The sequence below is a fragment of the Methylobacterium sp. OAE515 genome (assembly GCF_041806315.1).
Classification (GTDB): Bacteria; Pseudomonadota; Alphaproteobacteria; order Rhizobiales; family Beijerinckiaceae; genus Methylobacterium; species Methylobacterium tardum.
In genome coordinates, this window is sequence record NZ_JBGMUV010000001.1 from 3,940,297 (window position 1) to 3,958,576 (window position 18,280).

The 18,280-nt window shown below is 70.0% G+C and carries 19 protein-coding genes; all 19 read left to right on the forward strand.

The features are described from left to right. Positions 1–182: 182 nt before the first annotated feature. A complete protein-coding gene (locus ABIE45_RS19235) occupies positions 183–749 on the forward strand; it encodes a terminase small subunit (RefSeq protein WP_192709483.1) in 567 nt (188 codons plus the stop codon). Next, positions 709–2,832: a terminase gpA endonuclease subunit gene (locus ABIE45_RS19240; RefSeq protein WP_209578385.1), complete on the forward strand. Its 2,124-nt coding sequence runs from the start codon at positions 709–711 to the stop codon at positions 2,830–2,832. The genes ABIE45_RS19235 and ABIE45_RS19240 overlap by 41 nt, the downstream gene beginning before the upstream one ends. Next, positions 2,832–3,074 (forward strand): phage head-tail joining protein, encoded by a 243-nt coding sequence (locus ABIE45_RS19245; RefSeq protein WP_192709484.1) that lies wholly within the window; start codon positions 2,832–2,834, stop codon positions 3,072–3,074. The genes ABIE45_RS19240 and ABIE45_RS19245 overlap by 1 nt, the downstream gene beginning before the upstream one ends. A 12-nt stretch (positions 3,075–3,086) precedes the next feature. Next, on the forward strand, positions 3,087–4,670 hold the full coding sequence (locus tag ABIE45_RS19250; RefSeq protein WP_192709485.1) for a phage portal protein: 1,584 nt from the start codon (positions 3,087–3,089) through the stop codon (positions 4,668–4,670). Positions 4,671–4,681: 11 nt separating this feature from the next. Beyond that, positions 4,682–7,231 carry an HK97 family phage prohead protease gene (locus tag ABIE45_RS19255; RefSeq protein ID WP_192709486.1) on the forward strand — a complete coding sequence of 850 codons (2,550 nt, stop codon included), beginning with the start codon at positions 4,682–4,684 and terminating at the stop codon, positions 7,229–7,231. Between the two features lie 117 nt (positions 7,232–7,348). After that, the gene (locus ABIE45_RS19260) at positions 7,349–7,687 is read left to right on the forward strand and encodes a DUF2190 family protein (protein WP_192709487.1); all 339 of its coding nucleotides are present in this window, start codon (positions 7,349–7,351) and stop codon (positions 7,685–7,687) included. A gap of 66 nt (positions 7,688–7,753) precedes the next feature. Next, complete coding sequence (locus ABIE45_RS19265) at positions 7,754–7,975, forward strand: hypothetical protein (RefSeq protein WP_192709488.1); 222 nt, start codon at positions 7,754–7,756, stop codon at positions 7,973–7,975. Further along, positions 7,972–8,328: a hypothetical protein gene (locus ABIE45_RS19270; RefSeq protein ID WP_192709489.1), complete on the forward strand. Its 357-nt coding sequence runs from the start codon at positions 7,972–7,974 to the stop codon at positions 8,326–8,328. Before ABIE45_RS19265 ends, ABIE45_RS19270 begins: the two co-directional genes overlap by 4 nt. Further along, positions 8,325–8,918 (forward strand): hypothetical protein, encoded by a 594-nt coding sequence (locus tag ABIE45_RS19275; protein WP_192709490.1) that lies wholly within the window; start codon positions 8,325–8,327, stop codon positions 8,916–8,918. The genes ABIE45_RS19270 and ABIE45_RS19275 overlap by 4 nt, the downstream gene beginning before the upstream one ends. A gap of 37 nt (positions 8,919–8,955) precedes the next feature. Then, on the forward strand, positions 8,956–9,219 hold the full coding sequence (locus ABIE45_RS19280; RefSeq protein WP_192709491.1) for a hypothetical protein: 264 nt from the start codon (positions 8,956–8,958) through the stop codon (positions 9,217–9,219). Positions 9,220–9,225: 6 nt separating this feature from the next. Beyond that, positions 9,226–10,752, forward strand: coding sequence for a phage tail sheath C-terminal domain-containing protein (locus ABIE45_RS19285; protein ID WP_192709492.1), 1,527 nt, complete (start codon positions 9,226–9,228; stop codon positions 10,750–10,752). Positions 10,753–10,820: 68 nt separating this feature from the next. Beyond that, on the forward strand, positions 10,821–11,180 hold the full coding sequence (locus ABIE45_RS19290; protein ID WP_192709493.1) for a phage tail tube protein: 360 nt from the start codon (positions 10,821–10,823) through the stop codon (positions 11,178–11,180). A 2-nt stretch (positions 11,181–11,182) separates the two neighbouring features. Next, entirely contained in the window at positions 11,183–11,515 is a 333-nt protein-coding gene (locus tag ABIE45_RS19295; RefSeq protein WP_192709494.1) for a phage tail assembly protein, read from the forward strand. Between the two features lie 123 nt (positions 11,516–11,638). Further along, entirely contained in the window at positions 11,639–14,236 is a 2,598-nt protein-coding gene (locus tag ABIE45_RS19300) for a hypothetical protein (protein WP_192709495.1), read from the forward strand. 34 nt (positions 14,237–14,270) lie between these two features. Further along, positions 14,271–14,747, forward strand: coding sequence for a DNA circularization N-terminal domain-containing protein (locus tag ABIE45_RS19305; RefSeq protein WP_192709496.1), 477 nt, complete (start codon positions 14,271–14,273; stop codon positions 14,745–14,747). A 6-nt stretch (positions 14,748–14,753) separates the two neighbouring features. Further along, positions 14,754–15,428 (forward strand): hypothetical protein, encoded by a 675-nt coding sequence (locus ABIE45_RS19310; protein ID WP_192709497.1) that lies wholly within the window; start codon positions 14,754–14,756, stop codon positions 15,426–15,428. Between the two features lie 9 nt (positions 15,429–15,437). After that, positions 15,438–16,601 (forward strand): phage baseplate assembly protein, encoded by a 1,164-nt coding sequence (locus ABIE45_RS19315; RefSeq protein ID WP_192709498.1) that lies wholly within the window; start codon positions 15,438–15,440, stop codon positions 16,599–16,601. Positions 16,602–16,614: 13 nt separating this feature from the next. Beyond that, positions 16,615–17,706 (forward strand): phage baseplate assembly protein, encoded by a 1,092-nt coding sequence (locus ABIE45_RS19320; protein ID WP_192709499.1) that lies wholly within the window; start codon positions 16,615–16,617, stop codon positions 17,704–17,706. A gap of 10 nt (positions 17,707–17,716) precedes the next feature. Then, on the forward strand, positions 17,717–18,241 hold the full coding sequence (locus tag ABIE45_RS19325; protein ID WP_192709500.1) for a phage GP46 family protein: 525 nt from the start codon (positions 17,717–17,719) through the stop codon (positions 18,239–18,241). The last annotated feature ends 39 nt before the right edge of the window (positions 18,242–18,280 follow it).

Below are 18,280 nucleotides of genomic sequence, written 5' to 3' on the forward strand. Positions count from 1 at the left end.
GCGGGTCGCCACCGACCCGCACAGGCCACGGGTGGGCCATCCAGGCGCCCGAGGGCGGACGGGAGGGCAGGGGGCCCATCCAGCCAGATCCAGGGTCCTTCCGGGAGGGGGGTGCCGGTGAGGGGAATTCGGACCCCATCGGTTCACCCTCTGAGAATTTTTGAAAACCGGGGTTGTTGTTGATGTCCGGCTCAATCGACGGCCGGCTGGTCAACCGTGCCGACCTCGCCGGGATCTTCGGCGTCAGCGTCAACACGGTCACGAACTGGATCGAGAAGGGCTGCCCCTACGTCGAGCGAGGCAGCAACGGCGTCGAGTGGCAGTTCGACACGGCCGCGGTGGTCGACTGGAAGATCCAGCGCGCCGTCGAGAACGTGGCGATGAACGCCGGCGAGGACAGCAGCAAATCCCGACGGGAGGACGCCGATTGCCGCCGCGCTGTGGCCAACGCGATCGTCGCCGAGATCAATGCCGACGAGGCGCTGAAGGCGGTCGTGTCCCGGCACGACGCCGTCGCCGACATGGCGACCTTCTGCCAGGTCCTCCGGACCGGCCTGTCGAACATGGCCTCGAAGGTTGCCGGACGCGCGGCCACGATGACCAACGCCTCCGAGATCGAGGCGATGGCCAAGGCCGAGATGAACCGAGCCTTCACGGCCGCCCGCGAGGAGATCGCGCAGCGGTGGTTTGCAGGACGCGACACCGACGATGACGCTGGCGGAGCGGATCGGAACCCACCGACGGGGTGAGTACCCGGCTGGCCGCGACGCGACGCGTGCCGAGCTCGACCGGCTGTTCGACGAGGCGCTCATCTTCAAGCCCCACATGTCGGGCTCAGAATGGGCGGAGGAGCACGGCCGGATCCCGAAGAGCACCGGCTCCGAGAGCGGCCCGGTCACCCTCTATGGGTACCAGCGCGGCCTCATGGACGCGATGTGCGATCCGACGCTGCCGCTGGTCACCGTGCTGAAGGCGGCCCGCGTCGGTTACACCCGGCTCGCCACGCTGGCGATCGGCTACCACCTGCATCAGGACCCGACGCTCTGCGCGGTCGCGCAGCCGGTCGAGGACGACGCGGAGGAGTTCGGCGCCACCGAGATCGCGCCGATGCTGCGCGAGACCCCGGTGCTCGCGAAGATGTTGCGGCCCGTCCGCAAGGGCGAGAAACAGGACTCGGCGACGTTCTACCAGCTGTCGAACGGCGCCCTCGTGCGCGTCGTCGGCGCCGCCTCGGACGACGCATTCCGGCGCTACTCCGCCCGGTTCCTGTTCGCCGACGAGATCGACGGCGACGGCTGGACGCCCGGCGCCAAGACGCAGGGCGACAAGCTCAAGCTGTTCTGGACCCGCGGCGAGACCTTCTACAACCGCAAGCAGGTTCGAGGTTCGACCCCGCTCCTTGAGGAGACGAGCCGGGTCTGGAAGCTCTGGCTGGCCTCGGACCAGCGGCGCTATTTCGTGCCCTGCCCGCAATGCTCGGAGCACGCCGGGGAGCTCTCCGGCTGGCAGTATCTGGACTGGGGCGGCAAGGACACGCCGCACGGCTTGAAGTGGGACCTGAACGAAGACGGCACGCTCAAGTCCGTCTGGTACCAGGGCACCTGCGGCTGCATCATCGACGAGGGCAGCAAGGCCTGGATGGATGAACGGGGCGACTGGCGCCCCACCGCGACGCCGAAGACGGCAGGACACGCCGGCTTCCATCTCTGGACCGGCATGTCGCTCAACGCGAACGCCGCGTGGCCGGTGATCGTGCAGGAGTGGCTGGAGGCCCAGGACGATCCGGCGAACCTCGTCCAGCCGTTCGTCAACCTGCGCCTCGGACGCCCGTATCGGCAGACCTACGGTCAGGAGATCAAGCCGACCTCCTTCCTCAAGCGTCGCGAGGCCTACGGCGCCGAGGTGCCCGACTTCGTACGAACCCTGACGTTGGGCGGCGACGTCCAGTCCGGCACCAACGCCCGTATCGAGGGCGCGGTCTGGGGCTGGGGCGCCGGGCTCGAATGCGCCCTGATCGGCCACTTCGTCATCCCGGGCGACCCAGCCGAACCGGATGTCTGGCGCAACCTCGACCGGCTGCTGCTGCGCGGGTTCAAGCGCAGCGATGGCAGCGAGATGCGGATCAGCGCGGCCGCCATCGACTCCGGCGGTCACCATACCTCGGAGACCTACGCGTTCTGCACCGAGCGCCGTCGCCGCAAGGTTTGGGCGATCAAGGGCAAGTCCGAGGCGCGGGGCGCACGCACCAAGGTCTGGCCGCGGCTTCCGTCCACGAAGCTCGGCTCCTCCTGGTACATGGTCGGCGGCAACGCCGCCCGCGACTTTGCCTACGGTTCGCTGGCGCTGGTCGATCCCGGACCGCGCTTCGTCCATTTTCCGGTGGTGCCGTCACACGGCTCGCGCCCGATCGACGCCGAGTACTTCGAGCAGCTGACCCGCGAGAAGCTCGTAGTTAGGCGCCAGGGCTTCACCGAGTGGGAAAAGCCCAAGGCCGCCCACGAGGCGGGTGTGTGCTTCGTCTACGCCTACGTCGCGATGTGCGGCCTGCAGGCCTCCAGTGGGCGCTACGTCGCGCTGGGGCGCATGCCGGAACGCGACGAGGCCGAGGAAGCCGCGGCGGAGCCGGCGGTCGAACCGTCGGAGCCCGGCGAGCCCGGTTCGGACGCCGAAGCGCAGACGACCGACGCGGAGGCCGCGGCCGAGCCGGCAGCGGCCTCCGCGCCACCGCCATCGCCCTCGCCGCCGCCAGCGCCCGTCTACGCCCGCCCGCAGCACTCGGGCTTCATCAACCACAGCCGGCCGGGTGGCTGGATGAGCCGCGGAAGAGATTGATGGCCTTCACCCAGGCGCAGCTCGACGCGATCGAGGCCGGCATCGCCGCCGGCGTCACGTCCGTGTCCTACGAGGGCAAGACGGCGACCTATCGCTCACTCGACGAGATGCTGCGGGTCCGCTCGATCATCCGGCGGGCATTGGGCCTCGATCCGCAGAAATCGGCGACGATCCTGGTCGCGCACGATCGCGGCTTCCCTGGCGGGATCTCGGCCGACGGCTGCCTGCGTTCCGGCTGGTAGCGGATCGCCACGATGAACGCCCTCGATCGCGCGATCGGCTGGGTGGCGCCGCGCGCGGCGCTGTCCCGCGCCCGCGCCCGCCACGCGCTGCGCATCTACGAGGGCGCCGCCGTGGGTCGGCGCGCGTCCTCGTTCAAGGCGCTCAACACCTCGGCGAACGCCGAGATCCAGGGCGCCCTGCGCCCTTTGCGCTCGCGCGCCCGGGATCTGGCGCGCAACACGCCCTACGCGGCGCGCATGCTCGACATCATCACCTCGCACGTGGTGGGGACGGGCATCACGCCGATCCCGGACAGCGGGTCGGACATGCTCGACCGCCGCCTGGAGAACCTCTGGGATGATTGGGAGCGGAAGGCCGACGTCACCGGCCGCATGGGCTTCTACGCCATGCAGGCGCTCGCCGTGCGGGCGATGGTCGAGTCCGGCGAGAGCGTGATCCGGTTCATCGACCGGCCGTTCGAGGATCCGCGGCGGGTGCCCTTCCAGCTGCAGCTGCTGGAGAGCGACTTCATCGACCAGTGGCGCGACGGGATCTACGGCAATGACGGCTGCCCCGGGACCGAGGGCTTGGAGCACACCCGGCTCGGCGTCGGCCTCGGGGAATACGACCGGCGCGTCGGCCTGTGGCTCAACCCGAACCACCCCGGCGAGATCAACACCTCGGCCATGCGGCCGGGCGTGTCGACCTTCGTGCCGGAGGACGAGCTGATCCATCTGTTCAAAGAGCTGCGGCCCGGGCAGGTCCGCGGCGTCTCGTGGTTCGCACCGATCCTGATGACGTCGCGCGAGCTCGCCGACTTCTTGGACGCCGTGAACGTCAAGGCGCGCGTCGAAGCGTGCTTCTCAGGCTTCATCACCAACAACGACGAGTCTACCGGCGACATCTTCGACCCGGCCCGTCCGGGGCTCACGGGCCGCGATGCGGCGAACCCCGACGCGCAGCTCACCTCGCTCGAACCTGGGATGCTCAAGGAGCTCCGAACGGGCCAGGACGTCACGTTCGCCGCGCCGACGAGCACGACGCAGGTCGAGCCGATCCTGCTGTTCAACCTGCAGGCCATGGCGGCGGGCGTCGGCTGCACCTACGACCAGGTCTCCGGCGACCTCCGGGGGGCGAACTTCTCCAGTCTGCGGGCGGGCAAGGTCGAGTTCCGGCGCCTGACCGAGCAGCTGCAGAACCACGTGGTCATCCCGTCGATCTGCGACCGGACGTGGGACCGCTTCGTGTCCCGCGCGGTGCTGTCGGGCCTGCTCCCGGACCGGCCTGAGCCGTACCGGGCTCAGTGGATGACGCCCGCCTGGGAGCCGATCAACCCGAACGACGACATCGAGGCGGACATCAAGGCGGCGCGCACCGGCCGGATGAGCCCGCAGGAATACGTCGCGAGCTGGGGCAACAACTGGCGCAAGGTCCAGGACATGTCGGCGGCCTTCTACAAGCGCGCCGATGCCATGGGCTTGGCGTTCGACATCGACCCGCGGCGCACTGACCAGTCCGGCAAGCAGCAGCCGGTCGACGGCGATCCAGCCGGCGGCAAGCCGCAGCCCCTCAAGGACGACACCGGCGAGCCGATCACGGCGCCCGCCGCCAACTGACGGGATCCCCTATGGCAACCTCGAAGACCGGGCGGCGCGCCGCTGCCCCGGGCGGCTCCGCGCGCCCGATCGACCTCAAGGCCCTCGGCACCCGCGGGCGCCGCTTCCTGGAGGTCGCACCCGCGAGCTACGACGCCAACGAGCACACGATCGAGCTGATCCTCTCCGAGGGCTCGGATGTCGTGCGCTGGTACGGCACGGAGCGCCTGTCGACCGACGAGGCCGCGGTCTGCGTCGACCGGCTCGCCTCCTCTGGCATCCCGTTCCTCGACAGCCACAACAGCTACGGCATCGGCTCGGTGCTGGGGCGGATCGTCGACGTGTGGTTCGCCGAGGGGCGCATCCTCGGCCGGGCGAAGTTCGCCGCCACCGAGCCCGGGAAGACCGCCGAGGGCATGGTCGCCCGCGGCGAGATCAAGGGCATCTCGATCGGCTACCGAGTCGACGCGTGGGAGATCACCGACGCCGACGGCACCGTGATCGACCCCGAGAAACAGATCCTCGACGTCGACGACGGCCTGACCTTCACGGCGACCCGCTGGGAGCTGCTCGAAGCCTCGCTCGTCTCCGTCCCCGCCGATCCCGCCGCGATGGTGCGCGCCCACGAGGGCGCGGCCGATCCGCTCGCGGGTCCCGACCTGCGCGTCAGTCCGATGGGCCGCGGCGCGAAGGAGATCACCATCACCCGAGGCGATGCCTCGATCACCTACCGGTACGGCTCCGCCGGGCCGCACGAGCGGGCTTGGCCCGAGAAGCGAGAGGACAAGCGTATGGCCAAGTCGAAGCCCGCCCCGCGTCAGACGCGCGCTGCCCCGACCGTCGACGAGGACGGCTACTACGTCAACGAAGACGGCAAGTACGTCGACGCCGAGGGCAACCTCGTCGAGGAGCCGGTGAAGGCCGAGAGCCGCGCCGAGCCCGCCGTCGACGAGGACGGCTACTACGTGAACGAGGACGGCGACTACGTCGACGCCGAGGGCAACGTCGTGGATCAGCCGGTCAAGGCCGAGCGCACCGCCCCGGACGTCAACGAGGGCGGCTTCTACGTCGACGCCGAGGGCAACTTCGTCGACGCGGACGGCGAGCCGAGCGACGAGCCGGTCAAGGCGCGCGACGACGAGATGGACGACGACGACACCCGGTCCGCGCCCCGCGGCCGCGCCGGCACCCGCGCCAGGCCCGGCCGTGCCGCTTCCGCTGCCGCCGGCACTCGCGCCGCCAAGCCCGCCTTCAGCCAGAAGCAGGCCTCCGAGCTCGCGAGCATCGCCAATCAGGCCCGCGCTCACGGCGTCGAGCTCAACCTCGCCAGCGCGATCGACCGCGGCCTCAGCCCGGCCGCCTTCCGCAAGATCGCCTTCGACAAGCTCGCCGAGAAGAGCAAGGAGACCGCCGTGAGGGGTTCGCAGCCGGGTTCGAGCCACGACCGCATCCAGGTCGGGCGCGACGAGCGCCAGGGCCGGTCCGACGCCATGACGCTGGCGCTGATCACCCGGACGCTCGCCTCGCGCGGCTCCGACGGCATCGACTACGCGCCCAAGCGCAAGGCCGAGAAGAAGTGGGTCGAGACGCACGCGGCCCGCGCCGAGACCTACATGGGGATGGGCTTCGTGGAGATCGCCGCCGAGTGCGTCGGTCACCGCGGCAACATCCGCACCGCCCGCCAGGCCATCGACATCGTCGAGCGCGCCTTCCAGTCCACCTCGGACTTCCCGGCGATCTTCCAGAACGTGCTCAACAAGAGCCTGCTCGCCCGCTACGAGCTCGCCGAGCCGACCTACAAGCGGATCTCGATCGAGCGTCAGTTCAACGACTTCCGCCCGCACCCGCAGGTGCGCGCGGGCGAGTTCCCGATGCTGCAGCCGGTGACCCAGACCGGTGAGCTCAAGGCCGGCGACACCGCCGACAGCGGCGAGAACATCACGCTGAAGCCCTACGGCGTCATCTTCCCGATCTCGCGGCAGATGATCGTCAACGACGAGCTCGGCGCCATCGACCAGATCCTCGGCTCGTCCGGCGATGCGGTGCGGCTGTTCGAGAACACCACCTTCTTCACGATGTTCAACGCCAACCCGGTGCTGGCGCAGGACGGCAAGGCGGTTTGGCACGCCAATCACGCCAACCTCGCGGGCGCCGGCGGCGTGATCTCGGTCGCCAACGTCGGCGCGGGCCGCGCCTCGCTCCGGGCGATGAAGTCGCTCGCCGGCTACCTCCTGAACGTGCCGCCCCGGATCATCCTGACCGGACCGACGCAGGAGACTTCCGCCGACCAGCTCGTCGCGACCATCGCGCCGCAGCTGTCGACCTCGGTGAACCCGTTCTCGGGCAAGCTGCAGTCGGTCTCGGACGCCAACATCACCGACAACAGCTGGTACCTGATGGCGGATCCGGCCCAGCTCCCGTGCTTCGTCCACGGCTTCCTGAACGGCTCCAACGGCCCGCGCGTGAAGACCTACGAGCCCTTCGGCACGCAGGGCGTCCAGATCTCGCTGGAGCACGACTTCGCCTGCGGCGCGATCGACTTCCGCGGCGCCTTCAAGAACCCCGGCGCGCTGCCGCAGTAAGCCGCCTCCGCGAACACCACGCGGTCGCAGCCCCGATCTGCGCTCGCCGATCTCGCGCGGCCGGCCTCGACCTTCGAGCGCCGGCCGCCCCGCACCCGAGCCTCCGGAACCCGATCCATGCAGAACTACATCCAGCGCGGCGACGCGATCTACGTGCCGGCGCCCGCCGGCGGCGTGGTCTCCAGCCAGCCCCTCGTCGTCGGCAAGATCTTCGGCGTCGTCTCCGAGACGGTGCCGGCCGGCACCGTCTTCGCCCTCTGGCGCAAGGGCGTCTACAGCCTGCCCAAGACCAACGCCCAGGCTTGGGCGCAGGGCGACGCGCTGTACTGGGACGCCGCCAACAGCGTCGTCACCAACCTGAATTCCGGCGCGCTCCTGCCGGTGGGCTGGGCATCGGACGCTGCCGCCAACCCGTCGTCCGTCGGGAACGTGCTGCTCGGCCAGGCCGCGTCCTGACGCGTGCGCGCCCGGTGATCCCCGCCGGGTGCTCCCCGTCCGACCCGTTCTGATCCGGAGCTTGCCATGACCACCATGATCAAGGTGCTGCCGACGGCCGAGGCGCACGTCGGCCTCGTCCACCCCGTCGACGGCCCGCTCGCGGCCGAGGGCAGCGTCTGGACGCACGACGTCTTCACCGAGCGCCGCATCCAGGAGCAGGTGATCCGCCGCTTCGAGGCGGACGCCGATGCCGCGCCGGTCGAGGCGAAGACTGTCGCGAAGGCCAAGCCGCAGGCCGCCGCGTGATCGATTTCGCCGCGCTCGCCCTTGGGCCCGGCATCGCCACGTTCGGGCGCCCGGTCACCGTGACGCCGCCGGCCTCGAAGCCGCCACGTCCGGCGTTCGACGCGACCGGCGTCTGGACGACGCGCAACGTCAACGTGGAGATGGGCCCGGGCCAGCAGTCCCTGAACACGGTCACGATCACGCTCGGGATCCGGCTGTCCGAATGGCCGGTCGCACCCGCGCAGGGCATGGCGATCCGCGTTCCCGCCGCCGGCTCCTATCCGGACGAGGGCACGCTCTGGATCGACGACGTCGATCAGGACGGCCAGGGCGGGGCGACGCTCACCCTCAAGAGGAAGTCCAAGGGGGCGTGATGTCGTCGGAGTCGACCAAGATCCGCGAGGCGATCATCGAGCGCCTCACGGGCCAGGACTGGCTGCCGGTGAACGGCTTCCGGCGTCAGGTGAAGCCGCAGCTTCAGGAGAGCGATCTTCCCGCCCTTCTGGTGGTGATCGTCGACGAGCTGGAGTCGCCCGAGGACGAGGCCAACATCGGCCAGCCGCGCTTCATGAACGAGGTCACGATCGGGATCTCGTACTGCGTCGGCTACCTGCCTCCGGACGAGCTCGACCAGGCGCTCGACGCGGCGACCAACGGCATCCGCAAGCGGCTCCTGCAGGACCCGACCTTCGTGCGCGGCGTCGACCCGTCGAAGGCGCTGGACGATCCGGACCGCTGGCCGCTGTTCGAGGCGGTCACGAAGGTCCGGCGCGGCCGCGTGTTCCCGCGGGAGGGCGCCTCGTACTTCGCCGAAGGGCGGATCGAGATGACCTTCGTGTTCCGCACATCCTACGACCCCGACATCGACGACGTGCTCGAGCACGTCGTCATCACCGCCCGTCCGGCCGGTGCCGGCCCGGGCACGCCCCCGATCGGGCTCTCGATCGACATCCCCACGACCTGAGCCGGCCCGCGCCGCTCCCTTCCCTGAGGACATCGCCATGGCCGGATCAGCCACGGTCGCCGTCGAGGCGACCGAGGAGCGTTATCGCGCGCTCAAGCACATGCCGTCGCAGACCGGTTTCGAGGCCGACGGCACCGCCCGCTGGCCGGCCGACCAGTTCACGTTCCGCCTGCGGGATGAGGGCGCCATCCGCCTCCTGGAGGACTTGCACGACGCTGGCAGCCCCACCGCTGCGCCGGCCTCCGCCAAGCCCGCCACCAGCGCGAGCGCCGCCGCGCCCGCCGCCGCTTCCAAGGAGTAAGCCGCGATGGGCCTCACCCGCATCCCGGACAGCTACAAGATCCCGGGCCCGAACACCCAGATCGACCCGTCGCAGGCCGGTACCCCGACCTCGCTGAAGTGGGCGCTGCTCGCGGGCCATCCGACCTCGGCCGGCTCGGCCACGCCGAACCAGGTCGTCGCTTGCGGCACGAACGCGGACGCCGATGCCCTGTTCGGCCCGGGCTCGATGCTCGCGCGCATGTTCAAGACGTTCTTCAAGGGCGTCACCAGCGTGCCGATCTACATGCTGCCCGTGCCGGAGCCGACGGCTGGCGTCGCCGCGTCGGGTACGATCACCGTGACGGCCGCGCCCACCGTGGCCGGCACGTACCCGCTCTACATCGCCGGCCAACTCGTGCCGATCGCCATCGTCTCGGCCGATACGCTCGCGACCGTGGCCGCCAAGATCGCCGCGGCGATCGCCGCGACCCCGGATCTGCCGGTCACCGCTTCGGCCGCCGCCGCCGTCGTCACCCTCACCTGCAAGTGGAAGGGCCTGACCGGCAACGACATCAACGTCCAGGATTGCTACCTCGGTCGCTACGGCGGCGAGCAGCTACCGGCCGGCCTCGCCGTCACCTACCCGACCGGCAATCAGCTCTCGGGCGGCACCGGCACCCCGGACTTCACCTCGGCGATCGCAGGCCTGGGCGACGCGCCCTACAAGTTCGTCGCCCTGCCGGTGAACGACTCCGGCTCCTACACCGTGTGGGACGCCGAGTACGGCTTCACCGACAGCGGGCGCTGGGGCCCGTACCGCCAGAGCTACGGCCAGATCTTCTCGGCCCGTCGCGGTGCCTACGCCGATCAGGCGACCTGGGGGCCGTCGAACAACTCGCCGGTCATCTCCCCGATGGCCTTCGAGCCGCAGAGCCCGTCGCCGGTCTGGGAGTGGGCCGCTGCCTACACCGCGGCCGCCGCGCTTTCGATCAGCGCCTACGCGGCCCAGCCGCTGCAGACGCTGCCGCTCGTGGGCATCCTGCCGGCGCAGAAGGCCTACCGCTGGAACAAGACCCAGCTGAACGCCCTCGCGCAGGTCGGCCTCGCGATCCAGGGCACGGACCTCTACGGCGGCACCACCAACGTGCCGGTGATCCTGCGCGAGCAGACCGCCTACCAGAAGAACGCCTACGGCCAGGCCGACAACGCGTTCGAGCTGGTGACGACGCTCGCCACCCTCGACGAGCGCTACACCCGGGTCCGGCAGCGGCTTACCAACGCCTTCCCGCGGATGGCTCTCGCCAACGACGGAACGAAGTTCGCCACCGGCAAGCCGATCGTCACGCCGCTGATGATCAAGGCCGAGATGGTCTCGGAATACCGGGACATGGAGTACGACGGGCTCGTCGAGAACGCCGCGCTCTACATCGCGAACCTCTCGGTGGCCCGTTCCAATACGGAGCCGAACACCGTCGAGATCCTCGACCCGCCGGATATCGTCAATCAGCTCCGCCGGCTGAACATCCTGGCGCAGTTTAGGCTCCAGTTCCCGCTCAGCGCTTCCGGCACCTGACCGGTCCTCCACGCTTTCCCGCAATCCAACCCGCCCTCTGAGGCGGGTTTTTCTTTGGAGCACCGGCCATGGGCCAGAGGATCGCCGGCACCGCCTTCGTGAAGGCCGGCAACAAGCAGTACGACCTACGCGGCTCGTTCATCGTGTCGCCGTCGCCATCCAAGCGTGAGGGCGTCGCCGGGCAGGACGGCGTGCACGGTTTCATCGAGACCCCGCGCGTGCCCTTCATCAAGGGAGACCTCTCGACCACGGCCGGCCTGACCATCGCCGAGCTCGACGCGATGACGGACATCACCGTCACCGCCGAGCTCGCGAACGGCAAGACCTACGTCCTGTCGAGCGCCTGGACCGAGTCCGCCCACGAGATCGACACCGGCGCCGGCAAGGTGTCGGTGAACTGGATGGGCCTCACCTGCGACGAGATCTGATCATGGCAGAGACCAACGAGGCTCCCGCGCGGGACCCCCGCGAGATCACCTGGCCGTACGAGCACCAGCTCGCGGCAGCGGTCCGCGCGCACGACGAAATGGTCAAGGTGCTCGTGCTGCGCGAGCCGACCGGGGAGGAGGTCCTGGAGTTCGGGCTCCTCGAAGGGCTGTCGGCCGACCAGTTCTTCCCGCTGGTGAGCAAGCTCGCGAGCGTGCCGACGTCAACGCTGAAGAAGATCGGTGCCCGCGACATCCTCTCGCTGGGGACCGTCCTCAGCCGTTTTTTCGTGTGGGCGGCCTTGCCGCCGGCGCCGTCGACGACAGTCTCCGTCTAGGCCTCGCCTTCCACGCGTGGCCGTTCTCTCGGCCGATCGGCACCTATCCGCCGGCGACCGTGGCTCAACTGATGGCCCACACCCTGGCGCTGATGCCGCGGCACGCTCCACGCGAGGACCAGGATGGCTGACGACAAGCTCAGGATCGTCGCCACCGTCGAGGATCAGTTCACGGGTCCGCTGACCAAGCTCCAGAAGGGGCTGAAGGGCGTCGGCGACGAGACCTCCAAGCAGGGTGCAACCTGGAAAAAGGATTGGGCCGGCGTCCGCGAGGAGGCCACCAAGTTCCAGGGCGTCCTGCGCGGCTTCGACCCGATCTTCGCGGCCGTCGGCGTGACGGGCTTCGGCGCGGCCATGTCGATCACCGGCATGGTGTCGGCGTTGCGCGGCTTCTCCGGTTCGACCCAGCAGCTGTCCATGCTGTCCCGCGAGACCGGCGTGGCGGTGGATAAGCTGCGGGCGTTCGGGGCGCTCGGCGAGCGGTTCGGCGTGTCGGCCGACGCTATGAAGAGCTCGGTCGGATCCTTCGCGACCACGATGTTCGACCTGCGCCGCCGTTGGGGCGAGGCGTACTCCAGCCTGCAGGCGATGAACCTCGGCAAGCTCGCCGAGGATCTCGTCAACGCGCCCAACATGGATGAGGCGCTCAAGCGCGCCGTCGACGGCATCCAGGCGATCCCCGAGCCGGAGGTGCGTCGGCGGGTGTCCCGGATGCTGTTCGGCACCGACGACATCGCGCGCATCGCCGGGTCGATGACCGGCAAGTTCTCCGAGGCGCTGGCGCAGGTCCAGAAGGAAGTCGGGCACCTCGACAAGCAGACCGAGGAGGCGGCCGCCCGCTTCGAGCAGAGCATGGGCCGGATCGGAGCCGCGGCCGAGCGGCTGAAGCTGAAGGTCCTGGGCCCGATGCTCAAGGGCACGGCCGACCTCATCGAGGACGCCGAGAAGAACGGTCTGCGCGGCAACGAGGGCGAGCAGGCGCTCCGCAATCAGATCTCCCCGTTCGGCGGGACCGAGGCCACGCCGCGGGAGAAGCTGGAGGGTCGCCGCACGCAGGTCGAGAGCCAGCTCAAGCTCCTGGAGGCCGGCCCGCGCGGGGCGGACTACCAGCGCAAGCACGATCGCATGATCGAGGAGCTGAAGCGCGTCGCCGACGAGCTGCAGAAGGTCCGGGAGAACGGCGGGGCGAGCGTCAGCCCCTCGAGCTACGGCGGGTCCACGGTCGGCGGCGGATCGCTGATCCAGAAAGCCGCCTGGGGCGGCGGCGGGATCGGCGGCGGTGCCGGCGGCGGGTTCGGTAGCGGCGGCGGGGCAGGCGCGGGAGGCGGTGGTTACTCGGGCGGGACTTCGCCACGTGCGCCGGTCCCGCACGCAGGCGCGATCCAGCGCGGCACCGGCCCGATCACGCCCGGCACCGGGCCGCTGGGCGAGGCTCCTCAAGCGCAGGAGCCGAAGGAGTACTTCGGGAACGACGTGGACGTCTCCCGGCTCCCCGCCGGCATGCGCAACAACAACCCCGGGAACCTGAAGTACTCGGGCTCGGACTGGCAGCGCCGCAACTTCCCGGGCATGGTCGGGCCATCGCAGAACACGGACCAGGGTTCGCCGCAGATCGTCTTCAACAGCCCCGAGGCCGGCATGCGCGCGGCGGCCCGCCTCGCCCTCTCGAAATTCGACGGCGGCGCCGACACGCTCCAGAAAATCATAGCCGGGGCCAACGGTTGGACACCCGGGCACCCGACCGCGCCGGCCAACATCGCCAAGACGATGGGGATCGGGCCGAACGATAAGTTCGACCTGCGCGACGCGGCGCAGATGCAGAAGTTCCTCCGCGGCCTCCTGTGGCAGGAGCACGGGCCGTCGAACCTGCTCTACCGGGACGAGACGCTGCAGCGCGCCGCCGAGGCCGCGCTCGGCCGAGGCGGCGGAGCGGGCTCCGGTCCGCTCTCGCGCAGCGGCGCGGACGTGGAGCCGGTCGACGGTGTCGGCGGCGTCGACCAGCGCCAGGGCGGCGGTATCCGACGGCAGGCCATCACCGACGAGCTGCGGGACCAGCTGGCCAAGGCGGCCAAGGATGCCGCCGTCAACGCTGAGATCTACTCCGGCGGTCAGGATGACCACGGTCGCCACCGAACGGGCAGTCACCGCCACGATGGCGGCCGCTCGGCCGATGTCAGGCTCTACACCATCGGACCCAACGGCCAGCGGCGCTACCTGTCGATGAACGACCCTGCCGACCGCAAGGTCATGGAGGGCTTCATCCGCGGGACGGTCCGCAACGGCGCCACCGGCGTCGGTGCGGGCCCCGGCTACATGGGCGAGCACGGCATCCACATCGGCGGCGGTCCGTCGATGGCGTGGGGAGCTGGCGGCCGTTCCGCCAACGCACCCGATTGGGTGCGGCGGGCTCACAGCGACGGCACGGTCGATCGGGCCAATGCGAGCAGGCAGGCTGACGCGGCCAAAGAGGTCAGCGCGCCCCCGGCGAAGGCGAAAGCCCCGGTCGGAGACGCGTTGATGGATCGCTTCTACGGGCGCGGCGCACCGGGCGCCGGGCCGGGCATGCAGATGCCGGGCGCGCCGGCCGATCCCAAGGGCACCCTGCACATCAAGTTCGACAACCCGCCCGCAGGGATGACGCACCGGGCCGATACGGGCGGTCTGTTCCGGGAGACGACCGTGTCGAAGGGTCGGTCTCAGATGGACATGGACCGGGCCTAGCGGCCGGACCAAGCCACGATCCGAGGCCTTCTGCATGACCTGGCGCGACGAGCTCCGCCCTCCGTCGTTCCGCGGCGTGCCGTTCAAGATCGAGGCGAACACTCGCTTCGGCGGGCGACGCGGCTTCACCTACGAGTTCGCCAAGTCCGAGCGCAGCTCGGACGAGGATCTCGGGCGCCGCGTCACCCGCGTGGCGATCTCCGGCTACGTCATCGGCGATGACTACCTCGACCAGGCCGACGACTTGGAAGCGGCGCTGCAGCGGGAGGGCGCCGGTCTCCTCGTACTGTCCACGATGGGACAGGCGACGATGCGCTGCGAGACCTACCAGCGCATCGAGACGAAAGACCAGGGCGGCCTGGCCCGCTTCGAGATGACCTTCGTGCGATCCCAGGTCGGGGTCGCCGCCCCGTCGGGCCGGGAGAACACACAAGCGGCCTCCGCCGCCTCCGCGGCGCGGCTCGCCGACGCCTCTGAGCTGTCGGCCGGCACCGACGACGACTGGAGCTAGGACCGGATGACCTTCGCTCAGCGCCGCGTCGCCGTCGCGGCGCTGAAGGTCGTGCTCGACGCGCTGCTCGCCGCCGGCGTCGACGCCGCGAGCCAGGACGGGGCGACGCTCCGGCAGCTCTGCGGCGCGCTGTCCGCCGACGCCGTAGATCAAGTCCAGGCCGGCACCTTCGGGACGCCGCTGCGCGCGTGCTTCGCGGCCGCCACCGCGGCGGGCGCCACCTTCATGGGCATGGATCGGGTCCGGCAGGAGGCGCAGAGCGTCACGGCGCCGGACCTGCCGGTGCAGCGCGTGGCCCAGACCGCGGCCCGGTTCGCTCTCGTCGAGATGGCAAAGATCATCGCCGCCACGACGTTCACGAGCCGGCAGGACGTTGACGCGTCCCTCGCGCGGATCAACGCGGCCTTCACGCCGGCCGAGGACTTCGCCGCCGCTCAATTCAACAACGTGGTCTGGCGCGCGCTCGTCGCGCTGCACGGCGATGTCGTGCGCGATCTGACGGCCCGGGCGCGTCCGCTGCCGCGGATCGTGTCCTACAGCTTCGGGACGCGCATGCCGCTCCTGGCGCTGGCCAATCGCCTGTTCGGCGACGCGGGCCGCGCCGAGCAGCTGCTCGCCGAGAACCGCGACGTCGTCCACCCGCTATTCATGCCGGCCTCCGGCCGCGCCCTCTCCGGCTGAGAGCATCCGGTGCCCAATCCCGACCTGATCTGCGAGGTGCGCACCGAGGGCGGGGTCTATCAGGACTGGCTGACGGTCCAGGTGACCCAGTCCTTCGACGCTGCCTGGCAGCGCACCTTCCGTCTCACCTGTGCCGAGCCGGAGGACCCCAACAGCCGCCGGCAGACGACGTCGGGCTCCTCGTGGGGAGAGGCGGCCCAGATCGCCGCCCAGCGCCTCCTGCCGGGCATGCGCGTCGACATAGCGCTCGCGGGCGAGGTGGTCATCCAGGAGGGCTACATCGGCAATCGGCAGACCGCCTTCGATGCCAATCGGCACGGTGTGCAGGTGTCCGGCTTCTCGAAGGCCGAGCTCACCCGAAAGGCGTCCGCCGACGCCGGCACGGGGCAGTTCCGCGGCTACAAGCTCGACGCGATCGCCAACAAGCTGTTGAAGCCGCACGGGCTCAAGTTCCGGGTGGAGGGCGGACCGGACGGGTGGGACACCCCGTTCCCGAACTTCACGATCCGGCACGGTGAGACGCCCTTCGACGCGATCTCCCGTGGGTGCCGCCAGCGCGGCCTGTGGCTGCGGGCCGACGCCAACGGCGACTTCGTCGCTGGCGCGCGACAGGGCGGCAAAGGCGCGATGTTCGAGGAGGGGATCAACATCCTCTCCGCGAACTGCTCGATCGATATGCCGTCGGTCCAGGAGATCGTCGCGCGATCACAGGTCGCCGGCTCCGACAGCCTCTTCGGGCGGCAGGCCGCCGAGATCTCCGCCAAGGCGCAGATGGGCAACGGCGTACCCGGCCTCGCCCGCAAGGTCCTGGCCGAGATGCCGCTCGGCCAGAAGGAGCTGCAGCTGCGCACCAACATGGAGGCGCAGGCGATCGAGGCCGACCTCCTGCGGGTGACGCTGGCCTATCAGGGCTGGCTCAATCCGAACGGCGAACTCTGGGCGCTCTCGGACTTCGTCAGCGTCCGTTCGCCCATGCTGTTTCCGCTGGCCGATCCGCTCATGGACCTGAAGCTCTGGGCCTACACCTACGGCCAGACGCCAGAGGGACAGACCACGACGGCCATCGAGCTCGTGAACGCCAAGGCGTTCCAACAGAAGAACCCCGACGGACAGGCCTCCGACGGCTTCTACAACCAACCGGTGACGCAGGCGAAGCCCGAGGCGCGCACATGACTGGAGGGGGCGCATGAGCACCTTGCGCGCCGGCGGCGACGACGGCGCTCGCCGCGCCTACCTCGGTATCGCCCGCGGGACCCTCGTCTCCGTCGACGACTCGACCAAGCTCCAGGAACACACGGTCCGGGCTTGGTTCGGTGACCAGTTCACTAACGTGGAGCACTGGCACCCCTACGGCTTCACCAGCGTCCCCCTGAAGCCGACCGATCAGCAGCAGGGTCAGGCCGAGGTCCTGGTCGCCGCGGTGGGCGGAAACCCCGACCACCCGGTCGTGATCGCCACCGCCGACCGGCGCCACCGCCCGAAGAACCTCAAGCCCGGCGAGAGTTCGCACCACGACGACCAGGGCCAGCACACGCACCTGACCCGGGACGGCGTAAACCAGACCGGTAAGAAGGTTACGATCACGGGTGGCGACGACGGCTCGGGCCGGGCATCGAAACCCGCCACCGACAATTTCGAGCTCAACGAGCAGCTCAAGGGTTTGGCCGCCCGCCTGTCGCAGGTCGAGGACTCGCACCACGCCCTGTTCGACGTGGTATCGAAGTTTCGCCAGAACGCCGAGCAGGTCGTGCAAGGCTTGGCGCCCCTCAACCTCGCCACCCAGGTAACGGACGCTCTCAGCGGGGCACCAGCCGGCCTGGACGCTATGAAGGCGCTCGCGGAGGGCAAGCTCACCGGCTACCTCCAGAACGCCCTCCAGCGCGGCCTAAAATCCTTCCTGGACCCGGGCCGCCTCATGGGCATGGCGAGCCTGCTGTCGGGCAACGTCGAGGGCCTGATCGCGGGCCTGGAGGCGCAGATCGCCGGCCTGATCGCCAATAACCCGGTCATCAGTCTCGTGGACGATCTCGTCGACGAACTGGCGGCCCTGAACGCCAGCGGCGGCCCCGAGGCGGCGATCGCCGCGAAGGCGGCCGAGCTGACCGGCCAGATCGAGCAACTGACGGGCGCCAACCCGATCATCGGCCAGATCGCGAGCCTGCGGGGGCGGCTCCAGCAGCTCGCCGACCAGGCGGGTCCGGCGCTGAACTTCCTGGAGCCGCAGAAGCGGCTCGTGCAGGGCCTGACGAAGTCGATGCGCTTCGGCGGCCCGGGCTGAGAGACCCGCCATGACCGACGTCCGGATCGCGCCGAAGGGTACTGCGCCTGGCCAGCCCTTCCAGGCCGTCGACCTCGACCTGCTGCTCACCCCGGCCGGTCAACTCGACACCTCGGACGAGCTCGCCACGGCCGTCGTCGTCGCGCTGATGACCAACGCGCTCGCCGGCCCGGACGATGAACTACCAGACTCGCGCGACACCGACCGCCGCGGCTGGTGGGGCGACGTCGACGCCGAGGAGATCTGGGACGGCTGGCCGATCGGCTCGAAGCTGTGGCTCCTGTCCCGGACCACGATCACCGGGGCGGCCGCTCGCAAGGGCGCCACCACCGTCCAGGTCGAGGATTTCATCCGTGAGGCGCTCCAGCCGTTCGTCGACCGGAAGATCGCGACACGCCTCGACGTGACCGTGGTCCGCGCCGGCGTCGAGCGGATCGAGGCGCGCATCGTGATGTACCGGGGCGACGAGCTGCTGCTGTCCCTGCAGTTCGCCGACCTCTGGCGCGGGATCGTCGTCTCCGCGCCGACCGGCTGACCGACTGCCACCACCGCCCGAGCCGACCCGCTGGAAGCC